At 61.3% G+C, this 9,614-nt stretch carries 6 protein-coding genes; 3 read left to right on the plus strand and 3 right to left on the minus strand.

Going from position 1 to position 9,614, the window contains the following annotated elements; translation table 11 throughout:
- Nucleotides 1-36 precede the first annotated feature (36 nt).
- Nucleotides 37-1,572 carry an FAD-binding oxidoreductase gene (locus NW860_RS06415; protein WP_414513147.1) on the minus strand — a complete coding sequence of 512 codons (1,536 nt, stop codon included), beginning with the start codon at nucleotides 1,570-1,572 and terminating at the stop codon, nucleotides 37-39.
- Between the two features lie 16 nt (nucleotides 1,573-1,588).
- A complete protein-coding gene (locus NW860_RS06420) occupies nucleotides 1,589-2,917 on the minus strand; it encodes a four-carbon acid sugar kinase family protein (protein ID WP_414421034.1) in 1,329 nt (442 codons plus the stop codon).
- Between the two features lie 135 nt (nucleotides 2,918-3,052).
- On the opposite strand from NW860_RS06420, the gene phoU reads away from it, so the two are divergent.
- From phoU to clpB, 3 genes are all read left to right on the plus strand, one after another.
- Complete coding sequence (gene phoU / locus NW860_RS06425) at nucleotides 3,053-3,694, plus strand: phosphate signaling complex protein PhoU (RefSeq protein ID WP_414394749.1); 642 nt, start codon at nucleotides 3,053-3,055, stop codon at nucleotides 3,692-3,694.
- A gap of 129 nt (nucleotides 3,695-3,823) precedes the next feature.
- On the plus strand, nucleotides 3,824-6,040 hold the full coding sequence (locus NW860_RS06430) for a ribonuclease R family protein (protein WP_414513150.1): 2,217 nt from the start codon (nucleotides 3,824-3,826) through the stop codon (nucleotides 6,038-6,040).
- 94 nt (nucleotides 6,041-6,134) lie between these two features.
- On the plus strand, nucleotides 6,135-8,777 hold the full coding sequence (gene clpB / locus NW860_RS06435; RefSeq protein WP_414394818.1) for an ATP-dependent chaperone ClpB: 2,643 nt from the start codon (nucleotides 6,135-6,137) through the stop codon (nucleotides 8,775-8,777).
- Nucleotides 8,778-8,782: 5 nt separating this feature from the next.
- Here clpB and NW860_RS06440 read toward each other — a convergent pair whose 3' ends face one another.
- Nucleotides 8,783-9,184, minus strand: a complete 402-nt coding sequence (locus NW860_RS06440) for a SaoD/DsrE family protein (protein ID WP_414422795.1) — start codon at nucleotides 9,182-9,184, stop codon at nucleotides 8,783-8,785.
- Between the last annotated feature and the right edge of the window lie 430 nt (nucleotides 9,185-9,614).

Consider the following 9,614-nt stretch of genomic DNA (forward strand, 5'->3'; position numbering starts at 1 on the left):
GGCAAAAAGCCAAGGGGATCCCGTTGAAGTGCCACCCTATGGGGTGGTGGTGTACGGCCAGAACAGGTAATCCCGACCGCAGCCGTAGCGCCAGGCCTCTCGCCGCCGTTTCCAGAAGTAGTCCTTTGGATCCACTTCCAGGCGGTCGGCTAGCCTTTGCAAGAGCTCGTAGAGGCCAAGGGCGGCAAAGTGCCCCACCCAGTCCAGCAGCTCCGGCAGCCCCAGCCGAGGCAGGAGCGCGGCCACCAGTGCCGGATCTCGGCTCATCACCCCCCACAGGGCCTGGGCCAAGCCGCCAAGCTGCACCACATCCTGCAAAAAGGGCTGCACCACCTGGGGTCCGGCGGCAACCATGGCTTCAAATACCCTGCTCAACAGGCGGTTAATGCTATGGGGATCCCAGTTTTCCTCTCCCAAAGGAGGGATCATTGCCTTCTGAAACAGCCAGGTTACCGCCAAATTGGGCTGGTAGGGCTGCAGCAGGGCCAAGGCCGGCCGATCCAACTGCCGCTGGGCTAGAGCCTCGTGGATCCCCTGTTGCAGACGATCCAGATGGCGCAACATTGCCCCAAAGCCGCCAAAGCTCAAAGGCGACTGGCTGCCGCTACTGTCTCCTACTGCCAGAAGGCGATCCCAGGGCAGTTGCAGCGGGCTGCGCCGGTAGGCGGGGAAAACGCCACACAGCTTGCGCACCCAGCGGATTTGCTCCAGCTCAACCCCCTGGTAGGCAGGCAGTAGCCGGCAGTAGTCTTCCCAGAGCCTCTCTAGACTCGGTCGGCGGGGATCCCGGTCGCAGTAGGTAAACAGATAGGTGGTGCGGCCCTCGCGGGCGGGGAAGGCCTCCCAGAAGGGCTGGTAGCCGTTCTGGGCTGGGGTAAAGCTGTAGAACAGATCCCCCGTGGATTGCTCCGGCAGCCCCTGGGCACAGGATCCCACCACCAGACAGACGCTGTCCGGCGGCTGCCCTTGGCGAGCCTGGGCCACGATGGGGGAGCGGTGCCCCATGGCATCCACCAGGAGCTGGGCGCTGAGCTGGCCGGTGGTGGTCTGGATGCGGATCCCGTCGGGGTGGATTGTGGCGCCAAGAAAGCCAGTTTGCTCCTGCAACTGCCCTCCCCAGTCTAGGAAGTGCTGCTTGAGGAACTCCAGCAAGCTGACCGGATCCACGCCTACATTGAGCACCCCTTCCACCCACCAGGTAGGGCCCTCCCCAAAGCCAATGCGCCCTCGGGGGTAGTGGGTCACCTGCACCGCCTCCCATTCGGTCGGGGTGAGCAGCTCCAGCTCCAACAGCACTTGTAGCTCCCGCCGGGAGGTGTTCCACTCCTGCTCCCGCCCCCGCAGGATGCCGCGCTCGATTAGGATCACCCGCCAGCCCCGCTTGGCCAAGGCCGCTCCCAAGAGAAGCCCCAGGGTGCCGCCGGCAATCACCACATCGGCATCGGGGCTGCCCAGGCTCTCAGAACAGCAGTGAACCACCGCCGGGGGCAGCACCGTTGGTTTCTGCCGCAGGGATCCCCACCAGGCCTCCAAGGCAGGCAGAGTTTCAGGTGGGGAGACGAGTTCAGCCATGGCGGGAAGGACTAGGCTAGACCAAGCCGCGGCTGCGGAGGCGACGGTAGATCAAAACCAGCGTATCCGCCTCGCCCACGTTGCCCGGAAACAGCACCACCGGCAAGTTGGGAAAGCGGGGATGGTCTGCTGGCGTGAGCACCATGGAGATCCCTGGGTAGATCTGCCCCAGCAGCCGCACCGCTGGCAGGTTGAGGCCAACGCTGAGGATGTTGTTGGAGGTAATGCCGCCCTTGCTGATGAGATAGCCGATCCCTTCCGGCAGCCCCTGCACAATGGCCATCAACAGGCGGGAAACTCTCTGCCCAAAGGCCAGCCGTGCCTCCGGGTTGGCGCCGTCAAACCCCACTTCTTCCCGGCTGGTGTAGACCACCGGCGTCAGGCCCTGCCCGTAGGCGCGGTGGACTTGCTCCAGGATTGCCGGCAGCAGCTCGGCTTCCTTCCCCGGCTCCAAGAGCCGCCTTACCTCCACCTCGATGCCCTGGATCCCTGGCTCCTGGAGCAGGCGGGCCAACTGCTGGCTGGTCTTTTGGACATGGGATCCCACGATCACCACCCCTGGCCGGTCAGAGCGGACAAACTGCCCCATCTCTTCTGGCGGAACCGGCTGCGGCGGCAACTGGGCCAAAGCCGTCAAGAGGCTGGCGGCGCTGCGAAACAAAAAGCGCTTCCCCTGCTCTATGGCCGCCCAGACATCCTGGGCAAAACGATCCAGATCTGCCTGGGTTTCTCCATCCACCACACAGCAGACATTCCCCCCTAGGCCTAAAAGCTGCTCCAGACAGCCAGCGCGAATCTGCTCTAGAGTCAATCGCACCACCTGCTCGGCCCGGATCCGCCCCTGGGTCTTTTCCTGCACATACTCGGGCAAATAGCTGTGGTGGTAGCCAAACACCGCATCGCGGGCAAACTCCGTCTCATGGACTGGCACCCAGCGGCCCTCCACCCGTAGATAATGGACACTGTTGCGGGTGATGCGTCCTCCTTCAAAAAAGGCCGGCACCAGGAAGTGGGCATCAAAAGGCCCCAGCTCCGCCGCCATCACATCCGTCTCCAAGGGATAGTGCCCGCGCAGCGTCGAGTCGGAGCGGCTGATAAAAAGGGCCCGCTCCCACCCCAGCTCTCCCATGGCCTGCTTCAGGGCCCGGCAGACCGACCGCGTCACCTCGGCAGCCTCCGCCGCTGGCAGGGATCGCGTGTTGGTGAGGATAAAGCGAATTGGCGAGCTATCCTGTAACCCCAACTTGAGCGTTTCCAGATCCCAGCGGGTCAGCAGCAGGCAGCTATGGACAGTCTGGGATCCGGTAGGGTCATCGTCCAAAACGACAATGGGGAGACGGCTCATCCCTGTCCTCCAGCCCGGAGAGTGGGAGCCAGTTTTCCACTGCTCAAGAAAAGTTTGCCATGATCAAGATCTACAAATGAAATTTACAGGCTCTGGAAGCTGCAAACGACAGCAGCTATTCCCAGGGAGAAAGCCATGGAGCAAGCTGAGCTGCAACTTCAGATCAAGCGGATTCAGCAGGATGTGCTGCGCATGGGGGCGCTGGCGGAAAAATCGCTGGTCTTGGCTCAGCAAGCCCTCTTTGAACAGAACTTAGCTGCCGCCGAACAGGCCATCGACCAAGACAAGCAAATCGACCGCTTCTATCGTCAAATCGAGAAAGACTGTATTGACCTCATCGCCTTGCGCTCGCCAGTGGCGCGGGATCTGCGCTGGATCAGCACCTTGATGCAGCTGGTTCGGGATCTGGAGCGAATTGGCGACTACGCCAAAGACTTGGCTGAGGTGGCTTTGCGCCTGGCTCTCTACCCCCCGCCGCCCCAGCTGGGGCGCATTCGCGTGATGATGCGGCGCTGCCAGAAAATGCTCAGCCATAGTCTTGCGGCCCTGACGGAATTGGATGCCGAGCTGGGCCGACAACTCAAGCGGGAGGACGACGCCGTTGATGAAGATTACACCAACCTTTACAATACGTTGGCGCAGCAGTCTGACGTCAAGGGATCCATCGAGCCTATCCTATTGATGTTGCTGGCTATTCGCTACCTGGAGCGGCTAGCTGACCACAGCACCAACATTGGCCAGCGGGTGGCGTTCATCGTCACGGGCCACCGCGACTAGCTTCAAGGCGTTGAGTTTGCAGGTTCTGCTCCTCTCTGCTTCCCTGCAATGGACTTCTCTCGGATTTTTCATCATTTTCTCTCCCAACCTGCCGAGCAATGGAGCGATAGAGAGACGCTGCTAGCCCTTGTGCCAACTTCTGACCCCGAAGCAGTGGCAATGCTGGACATTGCCCTCGATGGACTAGTGCGGGCGGGGTTTCTTGAACGAGCGGGGGATCCGCCTCGCTACCGGCGTAAGCCGGATGAATCCTTGGTCGTGGGGCGGTTGCGCTGCTCCAACAAGGGCTTTTGCTTTGCCGTTCGGGATGAACCGGGGGCAGAGGACGTGTACATCCACGGCAGCAACCTCAATGGCGCGTGGAATGGCGACCAAGTGATAGCCCGGATTACCAAAGAAGGCAATCGCCGCCGCAGCCCCGAGGGAGAGGTGGTGGCTGTAGTGGAGCGGGCCAACCCTACGCTGGTGGGCCGTCTCAAGCAGACGGAGGAAGGCTTTCGGGTAGTGCCCCTGGATGACCGGCTGCCGTTTGAGCTCGTCTTGAGCGAGCCGGATCCCTCCTCCCCAGCGCCTGTTTCTGAGCTGGCTGAGGGTCGGCTGGCCTATGTAGAGGTGAAGCGCTACCCCCTTGGCAACCTGCCGCCGGTGGGCAGCATCCGCAAGATTTTGGGCCATGGTCCCGAGGCTTCTATCGACGTGGATCTGGTCTGCTGTAAGTACGACCTGCCCCAGGAGTTTCCCCCGGCGGTGTTGGAAGCGGCAGCAGCCTTGCCCAAAAAGCTAAGCCGCCCTGACCAGAAGGGCCGTCTGGATCTACGGGATTGGTTTTGCATCACCCTAGAACCGCTGGACTTGCAGCACCCCCACGGCCTCGAGCCCAATGTGGCCGTCTCCCTGCAGCGGCAAGAAGAGGGCCACTGGCTGCTAGGGGTGCACATTGCCGACGTGGCCCACTGGCTGGATCCGGATCACCCGCTGGAGCAGGAGGCGCAGCGGCGCACCGCCACGGTTTACCTGGATAGCGTGGTGCTGCCCCTTTTCCCGCCGGAAGTGCATAGCCGCCTGGCTCTCTTGCCGCAGCAGGAGCGCCTGGCCTATTCGCTGCTAATCACCATTGACGCCGAGGGGGTGGTGCGGAACTTCGAGATCCACCCCAGTCTGGTGCGGTCACGGGCCCACCTCTCCTACGGCCAGGTGCAGGCGCTTTTGGCCACTGCTGCGGATCTTGGCCCCGAGGAGGAGGTGCCAGAATTGATGGCCCTGCTGCAAAACCTGCTCCGTCTTAGCCAAATCCTGCGGGTCAAGCGCCACCAAGCCGGCGGGTTCGACCTGCCGCTTTTGGACTTGCTCACCCCCTACTCTGCCGACGAGAGCGGCTACGGGCCCCTCCTGATTAGCGATCGCCTTGGCGCCCACGCCCTGATGACCGAAATTCTTCTGCTGGCCAACCAAGTTCTGGGCCACCACCTGCGCCGGCTGGGGATCCCCTCTTTGGCCCGGGTGCAGAAGCCCCCCACCGCCGAGGCCCTGCAGAACTTCCTGCGCCTGGCCAACGCCATGAAGCTGGATCTGAACTTGCAGGAGCCGGAGACGGTAACGCTGGCCGATTGGCAGCGGATCTGTGCCCGCATCACTGCCCCCGATGTGTTGGCCGCAGGGACTAGCCCAGCCTTGGTGGCCCAGCTGTTGGCTACTCTGCCCCCCGTCGAGTATTGCCTGCAGCCTCTGCAGGAGCCGCTTGGACATTTTGGCCTGGGTCTCAAAGAGCCCTATGCCTCTTTTACTGCCCCTTTGCGCCGCTATGCCGATTTGCTCAACTTGCGGGCTCTGGGTCTGGCTCTAAGCAAAGGGCGCAATCGGCGTAGCCCTCGCTCCAAAACCGTGGTGGATCTGCACAGCCCCAGCGGCTACGACCAACTTGATTGGCAGGTGCTGCCGCCAAAAGTGCAGGAGGAGTGGCAGGCCTTTCTCCAAGCGCAACTGCCCAAAATCCAGGCGGGGTATCAGCTCCACCAACAGGCAGAGCGGGAGCTGATGGGCTTGAAGCGGTGCGAGTTTATGCAAAAACACCTCGGGGAGACGTTCCCCGGCCTGATCGTCAGCGTCCAGAGCTACGGCTTTTTCGTGCTAGTAGACCCCATTTTGGCAGAAGGGCTGGTGCGGGTGAGCACCTTGAAAAACGATTGGTACGAATACCGCAAACAAGCCCTGGTGGGGCGAAAAACCCGGCGCCAGTTCCGCCTTGGGGACCGGGTGGAGGTGCAGGTCAAGAACGTGGATTACTACCGCCAACAGATTGACCTGGCGGTGATTGGCGAGGGACGGCCCTGCGAAGAGGAGGAATGAGGCGGGGATCCCTCCCCCGAGGGACGGTTGTTACGAACTCCAACTTTGGCCCAATGGGCGATATCTGGATTGAGAGAACACCTTGCGAACTCCTATGCAGCCCACCAATCCCAACCAATTTACCGAGAAAGCCTGGAGCGCCCTGGTTCAATCCCAGGATGTAGCCCGACGCCACCAACAGCAGCAGTTGGAAACCGAGCACCTGCTTATCTCGCTTTTGGACCAAGAGGGCGGCCTTACCCCAATAATTCTGCAGCGGGCTGGCATTGAGCCAAGGCGGGTGCGGGATCGCGTCGAGGCTTTCATCAACCAGCAGCCAAAATTGGCGCGGGTGGATCAGCTCTACCTGGGCCGCGGCCTGGAGACGACCCTGGATCGGGCCGAGGAGTTTCGCAAAGAGTATGGCGATGATTTCATCTCGGTGGAGCACCTGCTCCTAGGAGCCCTAGACGACGAGCGGGTGGGCAAGCGGGTTCTAGCACCCCTGGGCTTGACGGTCGAGCGCCTTAAACCCGTCATTCAGCAAGTGCGAGGCAAGCAGCGGGTTACCGACAAAAACCCGGAGGCCCGCTACGAAGCCCTGGAGCGCTATGGCCGCGACCTTACCAAGGCTGCTCGCGAAGGGAAGCTGGATCCGGTCATTGGGCGGGACGAGGAGATCCGCCGGGTCATTCAGGTGCTCTCCCGCCGCACCAAAAACAACCCCGTGCTCATCGGCGAGCCGGGCGTGGGCAAAACCGCCATTGTCGAGGGCCTGGCCCAGCGCATCAACCGGGGAGATGTGCCGGAGTCGTTGAAAAACCGGCGGGTCATTGCCTTGGACATGGGATCCCTGATTGCTGGGGCCAAGTACCGCGGCGAATTTGAAGATCGCCTCAAGGCCGTGCTGAAGGAGGTTACCGAATCGGAGGGCCAGATCATCCTCTTCATTGACGAGCTGCACACGGTGGTAGGGGCAGGGGCCGCCGAGGGAGCCATGGATGCTGGCAACCTGCTCAAGCCCATGCTGGCCCGCGGTGAATTGCGCTGCATTGGCGCCACCACCCTGGATGAGTACCGCAAGTACATTGAAAAAGACGCTGCCCTGGAGCGCCGCTTCCAGCCGGTGTATGTGGATCAGCCCTCCGTGGAAGACACCATCTCCATCCTGCGCGGCCTCAAGGAGCGCTACGAGCTGCACCACGGAGTAAAAATCAGCGATTCGGCCCTGGTGGCAGCGGCGGTTCTCTCCAACCGCTACATTTCCGAGCGCTTTTTGCCTGACAAGGCCATTGACCTAGTGGATGAGGCAGCGGCCAAGCTCAAGATGGAGATTACCTCCAAGCCCGTCGAGCTAGACGAGATTGACCGGCGCATCATGCAACTGCAGATGGAGGAGCTCTCCCTCAAGAAAGAAGATGACCCCGCCTCCAAGGAGCGCCTGGGCAAAATTGAGCAGGAGCTAGCCAACTTGATGGAGCGGCAGCGGGAGCTGAGCGCCCGTTGGCAAATGGAAAAAGAGGCCATCGAGCGCCTGCAAAACCTCAAGGCCGAGCGGGACGCCGTCAAGCTGCAGATTGAGCAAGCCGAGCAGAAGTACGACCTCAATCGGGCTGCCGAGCTCAAATACGGCAAGCTGATGGAGCTGGAGCGCCAAATCCAAGAACAGGAGGCCTACCTGGCCAAGCTGCAGGCCAACGGCGAGCCCTTGCTGCGGGAACAGGTGACGCCCGAAGACATTGCCGAGATTGTTTCCCGCTGGACCGGGATCCCGGTCACTAGCCTAATGGAGTCGGAAAAGCAAAAGCTGCTGCGCCTAGAAGCCCATTTGCACCAGCGGGTGGTGGGCCAAGACGAGGCGGTAGCAGCAGTAGCGGCAGCCATCCGGCGGGCCCGAGCCGGCCTCAAGGATCCCAATCGGCCCATTGGCTCGTTCCTGTTCATGGGCCCCACTGGCGTCGGCAAAACCGAGCTAGCCCGCGCCTTGGCAGAATTCCTCTTCGACAGCTCCGAGGCGATGGTGCGCCTCGACATGTCGGAGTATATGGAGAAACACTCGGTCTCCCGCCTCATCGGTGCTCCGCCGGGCTATGTGGGCTACGAAGAAGGCGGGCAGCTTTCCGAAGCGGTGCGGCGCCGCCCCTACTCGGTGGTGCTCTTTGACGAGGTGGAAAAAGCCCATCCCGATGTTTTCAACATCCTGCTGCAGGTGCTTGATGATGGCCGCATCACCGACTCCCAGGGCAGGACGGTAGACTTCAAAAACACCATCATCATCATGACCAGTAACATCGGTAGCGAGCTCATCCTAGAAATCGGGGGCGACGAAAGCCGCTACGAGGAGATGAAAAGCCAGGTGCTGACTCTGTTGCGGCAGCACTTCCGGCCGGAGTTCCTCAACCGCGTGGACGAGATCATCATCTTCCACGCCCTCACCCGAGAGCAAATCCGCCAGATCGTCAGTCTGCAGATGCGGCGGGTGGAGCAGTTGCTGGCGGATCAGCAAATCGAGCTCCTGCTTACCGAAGAGGCTAAGGACTACCTGGCCGAGCTGGGCTACGACCCCATGTTTGGGGCCCGCCCGCTGAAGCGGGTGATTCAGCGGGAGATCGAAAACCCCATCGCCACCAAGCTGCTGGAAAACGAGTTCCTGCCCGGCGACCGCATTCTAGTAGATGTGGCCAACGAGCGGCTCGTCTTCCGCAAGATTGGCTCTCAGCCCCGCCAGGAGCCGCCTGCGGCCGTAGCCGTCAGCTAGACCTGTTACAAGCTGATCACTTGGTCAGGTGGGTTGTCTTTCAAGGCCGCGTAGAGGTCGGGGAAGCAGCCCACCTGCACGCCTTTAACCACGTTTTTGGGAACGCAGTAGCCCGGCTCCTTGCGCCCACGTCCCTGGGCGTCGCACCACTTGGGTTCCCCTTCCGCCAGGTTGCGCTCCAGGGCGCACATATCGCACATCATCAGCAAAATGTTTTGCGCTTCGGCAATCAGGGCCAGGCGCTCGCCGATGGGATCCCCCTGCCGCAAGACAAAGCAGTTGTCGTCGAAAAAGAACATGCCCACCACTTCTGCGCCGTGGACTCCCGCCTCAAGCTGCGGTAGGATCATCTGGCCTAGCTTGTAGGTGCCGCCGCGGGGGGTAATGAATACGTAAGCAACTTTCACGGCTAATTTGCTCCAATCGTCACCAGTTATGATTATCACTGATTATCACTTAGGCAAACCACCTGCGCCCACGGCGATGCAGAGAGGGCGGGTTCAAGCCCCTCACTCTAGCTTTTTTCTAGAGCTCTGCCTCCCAAAGCCTTACTGGCACTAGTTCCAGACCGACCAAGAGGTCGTGGAAGCCGTCTTGCCGCTTTCCTAAACCCGCTCACCCTCCGCTCGGGGAGCTGCCCATCGTCCACTCAAATCGCTTACGACCCTCGACTGGCGCAAGCAAGATTGTTCCCTCCCTCTACGTGCTCGCTAAGCCAAGGTGCTCGACAAGCCAAACTGGGCACGAGGGTTCCTGCGGATTTTAGCCAAACCAGAGGGATGTAAGGCTGAGCTAAGGGAAAGCTAGCAAGGGTGTCAATCTTGACTTAGACAAGCC

Source organism: Synechococcus sp. F70.1 (genome assembly GCF_047502745.1).
Lineage (GTDB): Bacteria > Cyanobacteriota > Cyanobacteriia > Thermostichales > Thermostichaceae > Thermostichus.